This is a genomic window from Enterobacter sp. MGH 33 (assembly GCF_000534535.1).
Lineage (GTDB): Bacteria > Pseudomonadota > Gammaproteobacteria > Enterobacterales > Enterobacteriaceae > Enterobacter > Enterobacter hormaechei_C.
In genome coordinates this window covers 4,225,939-4,242,326 of the sequence record NZ_KI973212.1, presented here as the reverse complement: position 1 = coordinate 4,242,326, position 16,388 = coordinate 4,225,939, and the positions used below count along the sequence as shown (strand labels likewise).

The window sequence follows — 16,388 nt, the reverse complement described above, 5'->3', positions numbered from 1 at the left end:
TGGAGGTCCGTTAATATAAATTTTGGTGCCCGGACTCGGAATCGAACCAAGGACACGGGGATTTTCAATCCCCTGCTCTACCGACTGAGCTATCCGGGCAACGGGGCGCATTAAACCCGATCCTACCTCCGGCGTCAACGAAATTTGTTGCTTTCGGAGCAGACTGCACACTCTCTCACCATTTCGTCGCAAACTTAAGCGAAAAAGTGCGTCCAGAGCGCGGAAAGCGGCATCGCGAGCAGCAGGGCAGGGAGCATGTTCACCACTGCAAACATCTTAATGCCACAGATGCGCAGCCCTGTCGCCAGCAGCAACAGGCCGCCGACGGCGGTAAAGTCTGCCATCATCGCTGGCGTTGTCAGCGGCAGGATCAGCGTGGCGCAGGTGGCCAGCGCCAGCTGAATAAGCAACATAGGCACACAAATCGCGGCGACGGCGATGCCGAGGGTGGTGGCAAAAATGGTGGCAGTAAAGAAATCCAGAAACGCTTTCGCAATCAATATGCTGGGATCGCCGGTCATCCCTTCCTGCATCGAACCGAATATCCCCGTGCCGCTGGCGCAGAACAGAATAATGATCGCAACGTAGTTCTGAATAAACGACTCGTGCGTGCCGTGCTTTGCCTTGCCTGGTCGGGCAATCAGATTTTTGGCTTTGCCTACCGCGTGATTAATGCCTTTTTCCAGATAGCAAAACTCGCCGATGAGCGCGCCGAGCAGCGTCGCCAGTACCATCACCGGCAGGTTGGCGCATTTCACCACTAAAAGGATACCAATCCCTAACGACGCCAGGCCAAAAATAGAAGGCATGGAGACGCGAATACGCTCCGGCAGGCGCTGACTTAATACTGCCCCAAGTACACCGCCCAGCAATACGGCTCCCGCATTGATAAAGGGTCCAATTACCACGTTTAACTCCTGTTATTTAAGCACTGGCATTGCATGATTATGGCACGTTCGTCCCTGATTACGCTTAGCTTTGGGAGGCGTAACGCATACTGATTCCTTCTTGCACCTGAAAATAAAAGGTGACATGATTGCGCGAATTTTCTCCTTCCTGTCTCGCCGTTCGGTGAGGGTATTTGCGCCTATGAAAACCATGAAAATTGCCGTCAGCCGTGAGCTGGTATCCAAAGTTTCTACGCATCGCGAAAAAGTTATGCTGGATAACACTGATTTCACCGATGTGGCGGCAGTCGTCATTACGGTTGTTGAAAGCTACAGCGGCATTCTCGCATTGCTGAAGCGTACGGGCTTTCAGTTACCGGTATTTTTGTTCTCAACAGAGCCAGGAGAGGTGCCAGAGGGTGTCACGGCGATCATCTCGGGTAAAGCACAGGAATTGCTGGAACTGGAATCTGCCGCCTGCCGGTATGAAGAGAACCTGCTGCCACCCTTTTTTGACACCCTGAGCCAGTATGTGGCGATGGGAAACAGCACCTTTGCCTGTCCGGGTCACCAGCACGGTGCCTTTTTCAAAAAACACCCGGCGGGGCGGCAGTTCTATGATTTCTTCGGTGAGAACGTTTTTCGCGCCGACATGTGCAACGCCGACGTTAAGCTGGGCGATCTGCTGATCCACGAAGGCTCCGCCAAGCACGCGCAAAAGTTCGCGGCGAAAGTGTTCAACGCGGATAAAACCTACTTCGTGCTGAACGGCACGTCGGCGGCCAATAAAGTGGTGACCAATGCGCTGCTGACCCGTGGCGATCTGGTGCTGTTCGATCGTAACAACCACAAGTCCAACCATCATGGAGCGCTGATCCAGGCCGGGGCAACGCCTGTCTATCTTGAGGCAGCCCGTAATCCGTTTGGTTTTATCGGCGGGATTGATGAGCACTGCTTTGATGAGGCCTGGTTGCGGGAACTGATCCGTGACGTCGCGCCGCAGAAAGCCGCCGAGGCGCGCCCGTTCCGTCTGGCGATCATTCAGCTCGGCACCTACGATGGCACGATCTACAACGCCCGTCAGGTGATCGACAAGATCGGTCACCTTTGCGACTACATCCTCTTTGACTCCGCCTGGGTCGGCTACGAGCAATTTATCCCGATGATGGCGGAAACGTCTCCGCTTCTGCTGGAACTGAACGAGAACGATCCGGGAATTTTCGTGACCCAGTCGGTCCACAAGCAGCAGGCCGGGTTCTCGCAAACGTCGCAGATCCATAAAAAGGATAACCATATTCGCGGTCAGTCGCGCTTCTGCCCGCACAAGCGGTTGAACAATGCGTTCATGCTGCATGCCTCCACCAGCCCGTTTTACCCGCTGTTTGCTGCGCTGGACGTGAACGCCAAGATCCACGAGGGCGAGAGCGGACGCAGGCTGTGGGCGGAGTGCGTCGAGCTGGGCATTGAAGCACGCAAGGCCATCATCGCCAACTGCAATATGATCAAACCGTTTATCCCGCCGGTGGTGGCGGGGCGGCCATGGCAGGATCACCCCACACAGGCTATCGCCAGCGAGCGTCGCTTCTTTAGTTTTGAACCGGGTGCAAAATGGCACGGTTTTGAAGGCTATGCCCGCGAGCAGTATTTCGTCGATCCGTGCAAGCTGCTGCTGACCACGCCGGGCATTGATGCTGAAACAGGGCACTATACCGATTTCGGCATTCCGGCGACCATTCTCGCCCACTACCTGCGCGAGAACGGCATTGTGCCGGAGAAGTGCGATCTCAACTCCATCCTGTTCCTGCTGACGCCAGCCGAGAGCGCGGAGAAGCTAATGCAGCTGGTGGCAATGCTGGGGCAGTTTGAACAGCATATTGAAGACGACACACCGCTCGCGGATGTGCTTCCGACTATCTATCAGAAATACCCGGTGCGTTACCGCGACTACACGATCCGTCAGCTGTGCCAGGAGATGCACGATCTCTACGTCAGCTTTAACGTGAAGGATTTACAGAAGGCGATGTTCCGTCAGGAGAGCCTGCCTGCCGTGGTGATGAACCCGCAGGATGCCAACCAGGAGTACGTTCGCGGGAACGTCGAACTGGTGCGTATTCGTGACGCCGAAGGACGCATTGCCGCCGAAGGTGCGCTGCCATACCCGCCGGGCGTGCTGTGTGTGGTGCCCGGGGAAGTCTGGGGTGGAGCAGTACAGCGCTATTTCCTGGCGCTGGAAGAGGGCATTAATATGCTGCCGGGTTTCTCGCCAGAGTTGCAGGGCGTTTACAGCGAGAAAGATGCGGACGGGATTAAGCGGCTGTATGGATACGTATTGAATGTCTGAACGTAGGCCGGGTAAGCGTTAGCGCCACCCGGCGAGTGCCCGGCGGCGCAAGCTTACCGGGCCTACAATACTGCGTCAGGCTTCTGCGCGGCGGTACATCCTTCTCGGATGCCCAATCTTCCCGTACAGCATCTCCACCGTCAGAAAACCCACCTCCACGCAGTGTTCCAGATAGCGCCGGGTGGTGGTTTTACTCAGGCCCGTCTCGCTCACCACCTCATCCACCGTAAAACAGTGCGCCGCCTTGTTGTTAAACAGCATTTGCACCCGCGCCAGCGTGTTCTCCTCTATCCCTTTGCTGCCGTTGTCCAGGCGATAGTTTTTCGCCTGCAATTGATAGAGTGAATCTACGTTCTGCTGGTCGACGATCTTCCAGACGCGCTGCTGTTCGGCAAACTGCACAAAACGTTCCAGCGACTGGCTCAGGCGCTTCCAGGAAACCGGCTTGAGGATGTAGTCGAACGCGCCGTTACGAATTGCCTGGCTACAGGTGTCCATATCGCTGGCGGCGGTGATGAAAATCACCGAGCAGTTGGCGCGGGTGAGCATCGGGTTGCTGATAAGGGTGATGCCTTTGCCGTCCGGCAGGTAGTTATCCAGCAGCATCAGCTTCGGCTGTTTGCTCTCCAGTTGTACCTGCGCGTCGGCCAGCGACGCGGCAATCCCCACCAGCCTCAGGCGCGGATGTTTACCGATAAGCTCCGCGTGCAGTTGCGCCAGTTCGTTCTCGTCTTCAACAATCAGTACGTCGATAAGTTCATGTTGCATAGTCGGTATCTTCCAGTTCCTGTACGGGGTGCCGGGCCGTTCCCGTGGCGGGAATAAACAGTGAGAAAATGGCACCGCGTGGGGTGTTATCGGCAACTTCAATTGCACCGCCAGCCTGTGTGACATAGCTTTCAATCAGATACAGGCCAATACCATGATCGCCGCGCGTTTTGGTGGTGATGCCGCGCTCAAAGATCCGGTCGCGGATCTCCGGTGTGATGCCGACGCCCTGGTCGGCGACTTCAATAATCAGTTCCTGCTCGTTCAGCTTTATCAGCACGTCCACCGGGGCATGCGGGAGCGGTGCACGCTGGGTCGCTTCAATGGCGTTATCCAGCAAGTTCCCGATGATCGAGATAAGTTCCGATTCGAGCAGCGGCAGGAACGGTTTATCCACCCGGCAGGCCGGGTCGAAACTCAGCTCAACGCCTTTTTCACGCGCGCGGGCGGCCTTTCCAAGCAGCAAACCACACAGCGTCGGAGAGCTAAAGCGGGACGAGATAAAGTCCAGCAGCTCCTGAGCGTGTTCCGACTGCGCCTGTATGTAGCGAATCGCTTCGTCATAACGGCCCATATGCAGCAGGCCGGACAGCGTAGTCATGCGGTTCAGCTGTTCATGGCGCATGATGCGCAGGTTATCAACGTAGCGCTTCACCTGGCTGAGCTGGGCGCTGAGCGAGTCGATCTCGTTGCGATCGCGAAAGGTGATCACCCAGCCCTGCAACGCATCTTCCAGCATGATCCGCACCCGGCTGGCAATAACTGTGAGATCGTTAAAGCGACAGATCTCATCGTGGGTGTCTTTCGCAAGCATGGTTTGCGCGTTGAAGAACGGAACGGGCGCGATCACCTGGCTGATGAGCTGACCCCGCAGTTCGCGGGCGGGCTGGCGTAAGCCTAATAATTTACGCGCCGCCTGGTTAATCACCTCAATGCGAAGATCGTCGTCGATGGCAATCACCCCTTCATAAATGGATTCCATCATCGCCTTTTGCTGGCGCACCAGCAGGCCGATTTCGCGCGGCTCCAGAGAGAATATCTGCTTCTTGATGCTGCGGGTGAAGAACCAGGAGAAAATAAACAGGGCGATAAGCAGCAGCACGGCGGCAATCAGGATATTAACCACCTTGCTGACGGTGATGGTGTCCAGATAGCTCGTGAGATAGCCTACCGAAACAATCCCCACCACCTGCCCGGCATCATTAAAAATGGGCGCTTTGCTGCGCAGCGAAATGCCTAACCCGCCCTTGCGGATGGTGATGGTGCTTTTGCCGTGTAATACCTCGTCGTTATCTCCGCCAACCAGCGTTTTGCCTACCCGGTCGGCAAACACGGAGTGGAAAAGATGCAGCCCCTTATTGTCACCAATCACAATAAAACTGGCGTCGCTGCGGGCGGCTATTTTCTGCATAAAGTCATGGATACCCAGGATATCCTTTTGTTCGACTTCTTTTCGCAGGGTAGGAATAAGCGCAATTTCTTCGGCCTGTATTTTTGCGCGCGCGCTCATTTCCTGATAAAGCTGCCTGCCGACATCGACATAATAATATCCGCCCAGTAATGCGAACAGCACTGAGAAAAAGGCGACCAGCGAAATAAACAGCTTGATCTGAAACGATACTTTCATAACTATCACGCGAGATATCAACAGGTCGGCTGAATATATCATCTTTTAAAGCCGGGATGCCCGCTTTGCCGAAAACTTGTGATCCCTTGCACAGCGCAGCCTGTAAAAGATTTTTCCGAAAGTCTCATCCTCTTAAGGTTAAATGAATAAATGTTATTTCTTTGTTCAGTTAAGAAAAGAAACCATAAAAACCACGGCAATAAATAAGGCGTAAATCACATTAAATAAAAGAAACCATTAAAACCATAGCGTCCATTAAAACTTCGCTTTTAATATGCCATTCCTCACATAAAGTAAGCCTTTGTGACTCTAAGCTGAACGCACAAAATAACTAAGGGGCTTATTATGAGCACAACTGACGATTCATTCTCTGTTACCCACGACCCGATTGATATTCAGCGGCCATCGCTCAAAGAGCGCTGGTGGCATATTATGGATACCTGGAAAATCGGCATTATTCCTCTGCCGCTGTTCGTTCTGGCGGGCGCGCTGATTGCGATTGATTGCCTGGGCGGAAAACTGCCGAGCGACATTGTGGTCATGGTGGCCACGCTGGCCTTCTTCGGCTTTGCCTGCGGTGAGTTCGGCAAATGCCTGCCGATTGTCGGCAAGCTCGGTGCGGCGGCAATTTGCGCCACCTTTATCCCTTCCGCGCTGGTCTATTACGGCCTGCTGCCGGACGTGGTGGTTGAGTCCACGACCAAATTCTATAAATCCACCAATATTCTCTACCTCTATATCTGCTGCATTATCGTCGGCAGCATCATGAGTATGAACCGCACCGTGCTGATCCAGGGCTTCCTGCGCATCTTCTTCCCGATGCTGTGCGGTGAAATCGTCGGCATGATTGTCGGCATGGGTGTTGGGCTGGCGCTGGGCCTCGAGCCGTTCCAGATCTTCTTCTTTATCATTCTGCCGATCATGGCGGGCGGCGTCGGGGAAGGGGCGATCCCGCTCTCTATCGGCTATGCCACCCTGCTGCATATGGATCAGGGCGTGGCGCTCGGCCGCGTGCTGCCGATGGTGATGCTCGGCGGCCTGACGGCGATCATTATCTCCGGTTGCCTCAACCAGCTCGGTAAACGCTACCCGCACCTGACCGGTGAAGGCCAGCTGATGCCGAATCGCGCCAACGCTGATGCCACTGTTTCCCAACCTGCGTTCTCCGGCAAAGCGGACGTGACGACCATCGCCTCGGGCGCGCTGCTGGCGGTGCTGCTGTACATGCTGGGCATGCTCGGTCACAAGCTGATTGGTCTGCCAGCGCCGGTGGGCATGTTGTTTATGGCGGTGCTGGTGAAGCTCTGCAACGGCGCCTCTCCGCGTCTGCTGGAGGGTTCCCAGGTGGTGTACAAATTCTTCCAGACCTCCGTGACCTACCCAATCCTCTTCGCTGTCGGCGTGGCGATTACCCCATGGCATGAACTGGTGGCGGCGTTCACCGTCAGCAACCTGCTGGTGATTGTCAGCACCGTTTCCGCGCTGGTGGCGACCGGATTCTTCGTTGGCAAAAAGATTGGTATGCACCCGATTGATGTCGCCATCGTCTCCTGCTGTCAGAGCGGGCAGGGTGGCACCGGTGACGTGGCGATCCTGACCGCAGGCAACCGCATGAGCCTGATGCCATTCGCCCAGATTGCTACCCGTATCGGCGGCGCGATTAACGTCTCTGTCTCACTGCTGATTCTGGGCAACTTCCTCGTTTAAGTTTTCAGGAAAGAACAATGAAACTCGCAAGCTTTTTATACCAGGGAAAACGCAGCTACGGCATCGTACAGGCCGAAGGCGTGATTGATTTGGGCCGCCGCCTGGGCGACCGCTATGGCGACCTTAAAGCGCTGTTGCAGGGGAACGGGCTGGCGCAGGCCACCCGTTTTCTGAACGACGCGGTGGATGTACCGCTGAATGCCATCACCTTCTTACCGGTGATTGTCCAGCCGGAAAAAATCCTCTGCGTGGGCATGAACTATGCCGACAAGCGCAAGGAGTTTGACCAGCACAACCCGGCTCCGACGCTGTTTGTCCGCTTCCCGGATTCACAGACCGGCCACAACGAGCCGGTGCTGAAGCCGCGCCACTCCAGCGAGTTCGACTACGAAGGCGAGCTGGCGGTGATCATCGGCAAAGGCGGGGAGAACATCAGCCGCGACGACGCCCTGCGCCACGTGGCGGGCTACAGCTGTTACATGGACGGCTCCGCCCGCGACTGGCAGCACACCTGGTTCACCGCCGGGAAAAACTGGCGCCAGACCGGGGCGTTCGGCCCGTGGATGGCGACGGCGGATGAGATCCCGGACCCGCACAGCCTGGCGATCCGCACCTGGCTGAACGGCCGCATGGTGCAGGAGGACAACACCAGCAGCATGATCCACAAGGTGGCGGAGCTGATCGAGTACATCAGCACCTTCACCCGTCTTAGCCCGGGCGACGTGATCATCACCGGCTCGCCTGGCGGCGTGGGTAAAAAGCGCAACCCGCCGCTGTTTATGAAGGAGGGGGATCGCATTGAGGTGGAGATCGAGCATATCGGTCATCTGAGCAACGTGATCGTGGAAGCGCCAGCCGTTGGGCTCGCGGCAGCGCACTGAGTAAGGCGGCAGCATGCAATCGCAACCCATTGATTTTCGACACACCGTTGTGGCGAAACACCCGGAACGCTTAAGCCAGATCCGCTACCTGCTGGCAGACAGCGGCCTTGGCCTGGACAACGACATCACGCTGTTTGTCGAAGCCTGGTCCGGCGCGCAGCTGGTGGGTTGCGCCGGGCTGGCTGCCAACGTCATCAAATGCGTGGCGGTCAACGAGCAGCTTCGTGGGGAAAACCTCAGCGCGCGTCTGCTGGCAGAGGTGGAAAACGCGGCGCTGGAGCGCGGCCATTTTCACCTCTTCCTCTGCACCCGTCCGTGCAATAAGGAGCGCTTTGGCCGCAGCGGTTTCTGGCCGATTGCCCAGAGCGGGAACAACGCGGTGCTAATGGAGAACACTCCGCAGGGGATCGCGCGCTACTGCCGATCCCTGCGCGCGAAGCGCCGGTGTGGGGAAAAAACGGGCGCGATCGTGATGAACGCCAATCCCTTCACCCTCGGCCATCGTCATCTGGTGGAGCAGGCGGCGACGCAGTGCGATGCCCTGCATCTGTTTGTGGTGCGTGAAGACGCCTCGTTCTTCCCGTTCAGCGCGCGCATTGAGATGGTGCGTGCGGGCGTGGCGCATCTGCCGAACGTGGTGGTGCATGAAGGCTCGCAGTACATCATCTCCCGCGCCACCTTCCCGGCCTACTTCCTGAAGGAGACCGGCAAAGTGCAGCAGGCGTGGAGCGAGATCGACGTGCTGATCTTCCGGGACTATATCGCCCCGGCGCTGGGCATCACGCACCGCTTCATCGGCTCGGAGCCGTTCTGCGACATCACCCGCCAGTACAACCAGACGCTGCACGACCTTCTGGCCTCGCATATTGAGGTGGTGGAGATGCCGCGCATCAAGGCCACCGGCAACGCCATTTCGGCCTCGGAAGTGCGCCGTTTACTCAAGACACAGCAGTTTTCCCGGATCCGGGAGATTGTCCCGGACTCCACCTTCGCGCACCTCGAAGCACATTATCGTGCGAGTGCGGAAGTCGCATAACTATCAGGAATTTATCATGAATATTGTAAGGGAGGCGCTGGCCGGAACGCAGGAGTCCAGCGACCTGATGGTGAAAATCGCCCCCGCTCACGGTGAGCTGGAGATTGTCATCCACAGTGAAGTGATTAAGCAGTTTGGCGAGCAGATACGCCAGGTGGTCAACGACACATTGCGCGCCATGAACGTGCACCAGGGATTAATCATTATTGAAGACAAAGGGGCGCTGGACTGTGTGATCCGCGCTCGCCTGCAAAGCGCGCTTCTGCGTGCCGCCGATGAACAGGCCATCAACTGGGGGGCGCTGAAATGAGTAAACTCCGCCGCAGTATGCTGTTCCTGCCAGGCGCCAATGCCGCCATGCTCTCTACCGCCTTTATCTACCGCCCCGACTCCATCATGTTTGACCTTGAGGACGCCGTGGCCCTGCGCGAGAAAGACACCGCGCGCATGCTGGTGTTCCACGCGTTGCAGCACCCGATGTATCAGGATATCGAAACCGTGGTGCGCATTAACCCGCTGAACACGCCATTTGGCCTGCTGGATCTGGAGGCCGCCGTGCGCGCGGGCGTGGACGTGATTCGCCTGCCGAAAACCGACACCCCGGATGACATCTACGAGCTGGAAGGCCACCTCGAGCGCATTGAGCAAGCGTGCGGGCGCGAAGTGGGTTCCACCCGCGTGATGGCGGCGATTGAATCGGCCATTGGCGTCATCAACGCCGTGGCGATTGCCCGCAGCTCCCCGCGCCTGATCGGCATCGCGCTGGCCGCCTTTGACTACGTGATGGACATGCAGACCGAGCGCGGCGATGGCACCGAGCTGTTCTACGCCCGCTGCGCCGTGCTGCACGCCGCACGCGCCGCCGGTATCGACGCCTTCGACGTGGTGTGGTCCGACGTTAACGACGAAGCCGGGTTCCTGCGCGAGGTCGACCTGATCCGCAAGATGGGCTTCAACGGCAAATCGCTGATTAACCCGCGCCAGATAGACCTGCTGCACAACGCCTACGCCCCGACTCAGGAAGAGGTGGATCACGCCAAAAGGGTGATTGAGGCGGCAGAAGAGGGCGAGCGTAACGGCCTGGGCGTGGTGTCGCTCAACGGCAAAATGGTGGATGCACCGATTATTAACCACGCGCAGGTGGTGCTGGAGCGCGCGGCGGCCTCTGGCGTGCGTCGGTAAGGATGACATAATGAATCAGACAGAACTTCTCCATGTAAATTTCCCCCATCTGCGGGATCTGAAACCCTTTGATACCGCCCACAGCGCGACGCCGTGGCTGGCGGACAGCGAGGCGAAGCACAGCCGCAAGCTCTGCGCCTCTATTGAAGAGGCGGTTAAGCGCAGCGGCTTGCAGGACGGGATGACCATCTCCTTCCACCATGCCTTTCGCGAAGGCGACCGGGTGATCAACACCGTCGTGGCGCTGCTGGCGCGGATGGGCTTCAAAAATCTGACCCTGGCTTCCAGCTCGCTGATGACCTGCAATGACGCGCTGATCGAGCATATCGAGAGTGGCGTCATCACCCGGATTTACACCTCCGGCATGCGCGGCAGGCTGGCGGATGCCATCTCCCACGGGCTAATGGACGAGCCGGTACAAATTCACTCCCACGGCGGGCGCGTGAAGCTGCTCCAGGACGGCGAACTGAGCATCGACGTGGCATTTCTTGGCGTGCCGTGCAGCGATGAGTTTGGCAACGCCAACGGCACGCACGGAAAATCGTGCTGCGGTTCGCTGGGCTACGCCATGGTGGATGCGCACTTTGCCCGTAAGGTGGTGCTGCTGACCGAAGCGCTGGTGCCATTCCCCAATATGCCCGCCAGCCTGGTGCAGGATCAGGTGGACTACATCGTGCAGGTGGAGAGCGTGGGCGACCCGGCGAAAATCAGCGTCGGCGCGGCGCGCGTCACCAGCAACCCGCGCGAGCTGATGATCGCCCGCTATGCGGCGGACGTGATTGAACACTCTGGCTATTTCAAACCAGGCTTCTCGATGCAGACCGGCTCCGGTGCAGCGGCCACCGCCTGCACCCGTTTTATGGAAGAGAAGATGGAGCGCGGCGGCGTGAAGGCGCGCTTCGCCCTTGGCGGCATCACCGGCAGCCTGGTGGATCTGCACGAGAAGGGGCTCATCGAAAAGCTGCTCGACACCCAGTGCTTTGACGGCCAGGCAGCGGCCTCGCTGGCGCGCAACCCGAACCACGTGGAGATCTCCACCAACGTCTACGCCAACCCCGGCAGCAAGGCGGCAAGCTGCGACCAGCTCGACGTGGTGATCCTCAGCGCCCTGGAAATCGACGTCGACTTTAACGTCAATGTCATCACCGGCTCCGATGGCGTGATGCGTGGCGCATCCGGCGGACACTGCGACGTGGCGGCGGCAGCCAACCTGACCATTGTGGTCGCGCCGCTGCTGCGAAGCCGCATCCCGACCGTCGTGAAGCGCGTTACCACCCGCCTCACGCCGGGGGAGAGCATTGACGTGCTGGTCACCGACCACGGTATTGCGGTCAACCCGGCGCGCCCGGAGATCCGCGAACGACTTATGGAAGCAGGGCTGAAGGTTGTAGATATCAACGCGCTGTATGAGCGAGCGATTTCGTTGACAGGCGTACCGAAACCGATTGAGTTCACCGACAAAATCGTCGGGGTGATCCGTTACCGCGACGGCAGCGTGATCGACACCGTTCGACAGGTAAAGGAGGAAGTGTGACTATTGCGACACCCGTGCGGACGGGTGTCAGCCTGGACGAACTGCTGGCGGCGAAAGAACGCCGCGCAGCGCGCCAGGCTGACATGCTTGCGCACTATCAACAACCGGTGATCTCCCTCACGCTGGTTACGCCTGGGGAAATCAAAGACAGCCTTCGCTATCGCAACACCATGGGCGTGGCGCTGCAAATGTGCGACCAGCTGCTGTGGGAAAACCGCTGGCAGGTGCTGGACCGTAAGGTGCTGTGGCTACCCACCGGACCTGAAGCCTTGTGGTGCATCGCGCATCCGGCGGCGGAAATTAAGGCGCACTGTGCAGAACTGGAGCAGACGCACCCACTCGGCAGGCTGTGGGATCTGGATGTGATCTGCCCTCAGCACGGCCACGTCGGGCGTCAGTCGCTGGGGGCGAATCTCAGACGCTGCCTGATCTGTGACGAGCCCGCTCATGCCTGTTCCCGTTCACGCAATCACCCCGCTGAGCAGGTGGTTTCCCGCGTGGAGAAGATGATCGATGACTGGTTTGCTCGCGACTGAACCGCGCCCGGTTGATCTCCCTGCGCTTGCCGCAGAGGCGCTGTGGCAGGAGCTGGAGCTGACGCCAAAACCGGGGCTGGTGGACAGGCTCAATAACGGCTCCCATCGCGATATGGACCATGCCTTGTTTGTCCGCAGCATTATGGCGATTACGCCGTGGTTTGCCCGGTTTGCGGAACTGGGTGAAGCACATGCGGCCAAACCTGCCGATCGGCAGTTGCGGATTCTTCGCCCAATGGGAATGGCCTGCGAGCAGGCAATGTACGCCGCCACGGGCGGGGTAAATACCCACAAGGGCGGGATTTTTGCCCTCGGTTTGCTCTGCTTCGCCGCCGGGCGTGTGAAAAATATCTCTGCGGATAGCCTCTGTTGTGAGGTAAGTAACATCTGTCGTGGGCTGGTGGCGAGGGAGCTGGCCGGGCGCAGCGGGCAGGCAACGGCGGGGGAGCGGCAGTTTCAGCTGTACGGTTTAACCGGCGCGCGTGGCGAGGCAGAAAGCGGCTTTGCCACGGTGCGTAAGGCTTTGGATGCGTGGAACGGTCAGTCGCTTCACGGCCTGCTGTTGCGCCTGATGGCGGTAAATCAGGACAGCAATCTCGTTTCGCGCGGCGGCATTGAGGGGCTGCGCTACGTTCAGGGCTACGCGCGGGAATTACTGGCTAACGGCTGGGACTGCGAGGCGTTGCTGAAGATGGATAAGGCATTGATTGAACGCAATCTGAGCCCGGGCGGCAGTGCGGATTTGCTGTCGGTGGGGTGGGTGCTTTCTGGAATAAAATAGCCGGGTGGCGCTGACGCTTACCCGGCCTACGGTTTACGGTTTGTAGGCTCGGTAAGGCGAAGCCGCCACCGGGCACAACAATCAATGCGCGATCGGCTGCGCACCGTGCGGCTCGCGCACGTGCTTGTACTTGAACAGCGCGATGAACGCGAAGAACAGCACCAGCGAGTACCCGGCGAAGATCAGCCACACTGGCTGCCAGTTGGTGATGCCGTTGGTGGTGTACATCTCCACCACTTTACCGCTCACCACGCCGCCCAGAATACAGCCGAAGCCGTTGGTCATCATCAGGAACATGCCCTGCGCACTGGCGCGGATTTCAGGTTTCACCTCTTTTTCCACAAACACCGAGCCGGAGATGTTGAAGAAGTCGAAGGCACAGCCGTAAACAATCATCGACAGAACCAGCAGCACGGTGCCGAACGCGCTTGGGTCGCCATAGGCGAACAGACCGAAGCGCAACATCCAGGCGGCGATACTGATCAGCATGACGTTCTTGATACCGTAGCGGCTCAGGAAGAACGGGATGGTCAGGATGAACAGCGTCTCGGAGATCTGCGAGATGGACATCATCACCGACGCGTGTTCGACGATAAAGCTCCCGGCAAACAGCGGATCGTTATCGAAGCTGTGCAGGAAGGTATTACCGAACATGTTGGTGATTTGCAGTTCCGCGCCCAGCAGCATGGAGAAGATAAAGAAGATCGCCATGCGCTTGTTTTTGAACAGTGCGAAGGCGTCCAGGCCAAGCATGGTGCTCCAGCTCTGGTTTTTCTGCTGGTTAGATACCGGAATGGTGGGCAGCGTCAGGGTGAACAGCGCCAGCAGTACGGAGAGCGCCGCGCCGATGTAGAGCTGCATATGGCTCAGCTCGAAGCCCGCGAAGCTCACGCCCCACATCGCCATGATAAAGCCGATGGTGCCCCAGATACGGATTGGCGGGAAGTCGGTGACGATATCCAGACCGGCAGATTTCAGGCGATAGTAGGAGATGGTGTTGATCAGGCCAAGCGTTGGCATATAGGCCAGCGAGTTAAGCAGGATCACCATGAACATCGCCCCCGGCGTGGTCACTTCGGCCGCCATAAACAGCGTCCCCGCACCCACCAGGTGGCAAAGCATATACAGCCATTTCGCGCTTAGCCATTTATCCGCCACGATACCGAGCAGCGTTGGCATGAAGACAGCCGCAATACCCAGCGAGCTGTAAACGGCACCGATCGACGCACCATCGAACTTGAGCGTCACAAACATATAGGAGCCGAGTGTAGTCAGCCAGCTACCCCACAGGCAGAACTGCAGAAACGACAAGATTTTAAGCTGCAGCTTAAGGTTCATGTTACTTTCCTCACAAGTGAGCGGGAGATATGTTGTTTTGGGAACATTCAGGGTTGTTATTTGATGCAATTCTATCAGTTGGCAACGATATGTTTTGTTACCTCCCGCAAAAAAATGCAATCCACATTAATTTGCAGTCTGGATTGTGATGCAAATAGCATTTTCGTATGGGTGGGATGAGATGGGTGCGGTCTGATGTCCCCTCACCCTAACCCTCTCCCAGAGGGAGAGGGAACTTGAATACCCTCTCCCTCTGGGAGAGGGCAGGGTGAGGGGTAGTTTTCTAGCGGCGACGGTAGTTCTTCTGCGCCGTATTCACCTTATACAGATAGCGGCGTGATTCCGCAGACGGGTGGCGGGTGGTGAGGGTTGAGTAGACATCCCCCGGCGCCATGCTGTTGATGATGTTCGCGGCCTGCACTTTGTCATTTGAGAAGACGCGCAGCACGCTGCCCGCGCCACCGTTATAGGCGGTGATCACCGCATAGCGGCGTGAGGTTGGGTTATCAATCCCGCCCAGGTAGACATTGTTCAGCATCGCCAGGTAGGCCGTACCGGTATCAATGTTGCTTTGCGGATCGAACAGGTAGCTGCGGCTCGGCGTGCCGGATTTCCCCTGTGCGCGGAACACGTCTTTACCGGCGCTGTGCTGTACAACCTGCATCAGCCCCAGCGCGTCGGAACGGCTTACCGCGTAGGGGTTGAACGAGGACTCGGTCTGCATAATCGCCAGGATCAGCGACTCATCCACGCCATACTTACGCGACGCCTGACGCACCATGCCCAGATACTTATGCGCACGCTTGTCGAGGTGGTTCGGCACTAGGTTGATCGTGACGCTGTAGATCACTTTCAGGCCGTTGGTGCGGCTTTTCAGGCGCGTTTGCAGCAGGTAGTCGGCAAATTTCGTGGCGCGGCCTTCCCAGCGGATCGGCTGACCGGTCTGGTCAACGACCTGGCCATACAGAAACGGCTCTTTGGAGATGGTGATGTCATCGGCATCAGAGTAGAGGTCTATAGACCCCGGATCGTCGCCCATCAGCAGGGTTTTGATGATGGCCTGACGTAAATGCGCCGCAGGTTCAGTCCCTGCGATGGTTTCAACCGTAATCGTACCGTCATCGAAGTTGATGTGGCTACGGGTCTGATAGGCGTCGGTGTACTTAACGTAGTCCTTCGGTCCGGCAATAAGAACTTCGTTAAATCCCCATATGTTCTCGATGTTGTGGGCAAACTGCCCCATCAAAATGTCAAAACCGTTGGTGTCCTTGACCCAGGCTTCGTTGTATTCATCGCCTTTTTTGGAAGAACAAGACACAAGCAACGGCGCAACAAGGGCTAGCGCTAAAAGTTTTTTCATCATTCCGGGAGTGCGTGTTGTGTTTGCTTTGGGGTTGCTGTTGCCGGGTGGCGCTGCGCTTACCCAGCCTACGAAACCGTAGGCCCGTGCAAGCGCAGCGCCGCCGGGCAGCAGCCGCAGAGTATTATTTTTCCGGTGGCGTATAGCCTTCGATATGGACGTCTTTACCCTCGAACAGGAAGTTCACCATCTCCTGCTCCAGCAGTTTGCGGTGTTCCGGGTTCATCATGCTGAGCTTTTTCTCGTTGATCAGCATGGTCTGCTTCTTCTGCCACTGTCCCCAGGCTTCTTTGGAGATCTCGTTGTAAATGCGCTTACCCAGGTCGCCCGGGTAGAGCTGGAAATCCTGGCCTTCAGCGTCGCGCTGTAGGAAAGTACAAAAAATGGTTCTGGCCATACTCATTCCTCTT

15 protein-coding genes and 1 tRNA gene are annotated in these 16,388 nt (G+C 57.6%); 9 read left to right on the top strand and 7 right to left on the bottom strand.

What is annotated here, in order from left to right; all coding sequences use genetic code 11:
* Window positions 1-23: 23 nt before the first annotated feature.
* Window positions 24-99: transfer RNA gene (locus L379_RS04300), tRNA-Phe, on the bottom strand.
* A 95-nt stretch (window positions 100-194) separates the two neighbouring features.
* Window positions 195-908, bottom strand: a complete 714-nt coding sequence (locus L379_RS04305; protein WP_003862452.1) for a DUF554 domain-containing protein — start codon at window positions 906-908, stop codon at window positions 195-197.
* Window positions 909-1,089: 181 nt separating this feature from the next.
* Here L379_RS04305 and L379_RS04310 point away from each other — a divergent pair, with 181 nt between their 5' ends.
* The gene (locus L379_RS04310; RefSeq protein WP_032655707.1) at window positions 1,090-3,228 is read left to right on the top strand and encodes an ornithine decarboxylase; all 2,139 of its coding nucleotides are present in this window, start codon (window positions 1,090-1,092) and stop codon (window positions 3,226-3,228) included.
* Between the two features lie 75 nt (window positions 3,229-3,303).
* Here the strand turns inward: L379_RS04310 and L379_RS04315 are convergent, their stop codons facing one another.
* A complete protein-coding gene (locus L379_RS04315; protein ID WP_015571854.1) occupies window positions 3,304-3,996 on the bottom strand; it encodes a response regulator in 693 nt (230 codons plus the stop codon).
* The gene (locus tag L379_RS04320) at window positions 3,986-5,623 is read right to left on the bottom strand and encodes an ATP-binding protein (RefSeq protein WP_015571853.1); all 1,638 of its coding nucleotides are present in this window, start codon (window positions 5,621-5,623) and stop codon (window positions 3,986-3,988) included. Before L379_RS04320 ends, L379_RS04315 begins: the two co-directional genes overlap by 11 nt.
* 345 nt (window positions 5,624-5,968) lie before the next feature.
* On the opposite strand from L379_RS04320, the gene L379_RS04325 reads away from it, so the two are divergent.
* Genes L379_RS04325 through citG form a run of 8 tightly spaced genes read left to right on the top strand, consistent with a single transcriptional unit; the run spans window position 5,969 to window position 13,280 of the window.
* Window positions 5,969-7,330, top strand: coding sequence for a 2-hydroxycarboxylate transporter family protein (locus L379_RS04325; RefSeq protein ID WP_032655007.1), 1,362 nt, complete (start codon window positions 5,969-5,971; stop codon window positions 7,328-7,330).
* A gap of 17 nt (window positions 7,331-7,347) precedes the next feature.
* Entirely contained in the window at window positions 7,348-8,211 is an 864-nt protein-coding gene (locus L379_RS04330) for a fumarylacetoacetate hydrolase family protein (RefSeq protein WP_015571851.1), read from the top strand.
* 13 nt (window positions 8,212-8,224) lie between these two features.
* Window positions 8,225-9,247: a [citrate (pro-3S)-lyase] ligase gene (gene citC, locus L379_RS04335; RefSeq protein ID WP_015571850.1), complete on the top strand. Its 1,023-nt coding sequence runs from the start codon at window positions 8,225-8,227 to the stop codon at window positions 9,245-9,247.
* Window positions 9,248-9,263: 16 nt separating this feature from the next.
* Entirely contained in the window at window positions 9,264-9,557 is a 294-nt protein-coding gene (citD, locus tag L379_RS04340) for a citrate lyase acyl carrier protein (RefSeq protein ID WP_017382935.1), read from the top strand.
* Window positions 9,554-10,429 carry a citrate (pro-3S)-lyase subunit beta gene (gene citE, locus L379_RS04345; protein ID WP_032655004.1) on the top strand — a complete coding sequence of 292 codons (876 nt, stop codon included), beginning with the start codon at window positions 9,554-9,556 and terminating at the stop codon, window positions 10,427-10,429. The genes citD and citE overlap by 4 nt, the downstream gene beginning before the upstream one ends.
* Before the next feature lie 10 nt (window positions 10,430-10,439).
* Complete coding sequence (gene citF, locus L379_RS04350) at window positions 10,440-11,963, top strand: citrate lyase subunit alpha (protein ID WP_023295416.1); 1,524 nt, start codon at window positions 10,440-10,442, stop codon at window positions 11,961-11,963.
* Window positions 11,960-12,499, top strand: a complete 540-nt coding sequence (citX, locus tag L379_RS04355) for a citrate lyase holo-[acyl-carrier protein] synthase (protein WP_032655002.1) — start codon at window positions 11,960-11,962, stop codon at window positions 12,497-12,499. The genes citF and citX overlap by 4 nt, the downstream gene beginning before the upstream one ends.
* A complete protein-coding gene (gene citG, locus L379_RS04360; protein WP_032654999.1) occupies window positions 12,477-13,280 on the top strand; it encodes a triphosphoribosyl-dephospho-CoA synthase CitG in 804 nt (267 codons plus the stop codon). The genes citX and citG overlap by 23 nt, the downstream gene beginning before the upstream one ends.
* An 81-nt stretch (window positions 13,281-13,361) precedes the next feature.
* Here citG and L379_RS04365 read toward each other — a convergent pair whose 3' ends face one another.
* The 3 genes from L379_RS04365 to L379_RS04375 all read right to left on the bottom strand — a co-directional run bounded on the left by L379_RS04365 (window position 13,362) and on the right by L379_RS04375 (window position 16,375).
* Window positions 13,362-14,618 (bottom strand): nucleoside permease, encoded by a 1,257-nt coding sequence (locus L379_RS04365; protein ID WP_015571846.1) that lies wholly within the window; start codon window positions 14,616-14,618, stop codon window positions 13,362-13,364.
* Between the two features lie 283 nt (window positions 14,619-14,901).
* Window positions 14,902-15,978 (bottom strand): membrane-bound lytic murein transglycosylase MltC, encoded by a 1,077-nt coding sequence (gene mltC / locus L379_RS04370; RefSeq protein ID WP_017382930.1) that lies wholly within the window; start codon window positions 15,976-15,978, stop codon window positions 14,902-14,904.
* 124 nt (window positions 15,979-16,102) lie between these two features.
* Entirely contained in the window at window positions 16,103-16,375 is a 273-nt protein-coding gene (locus L379_RS04375; protein ID WP_003862425.1) for an oxidative damage protection protein, read from the bottom strand.
* Window positions 16,376-16,388: the final 13 nt, after the last annotated feature.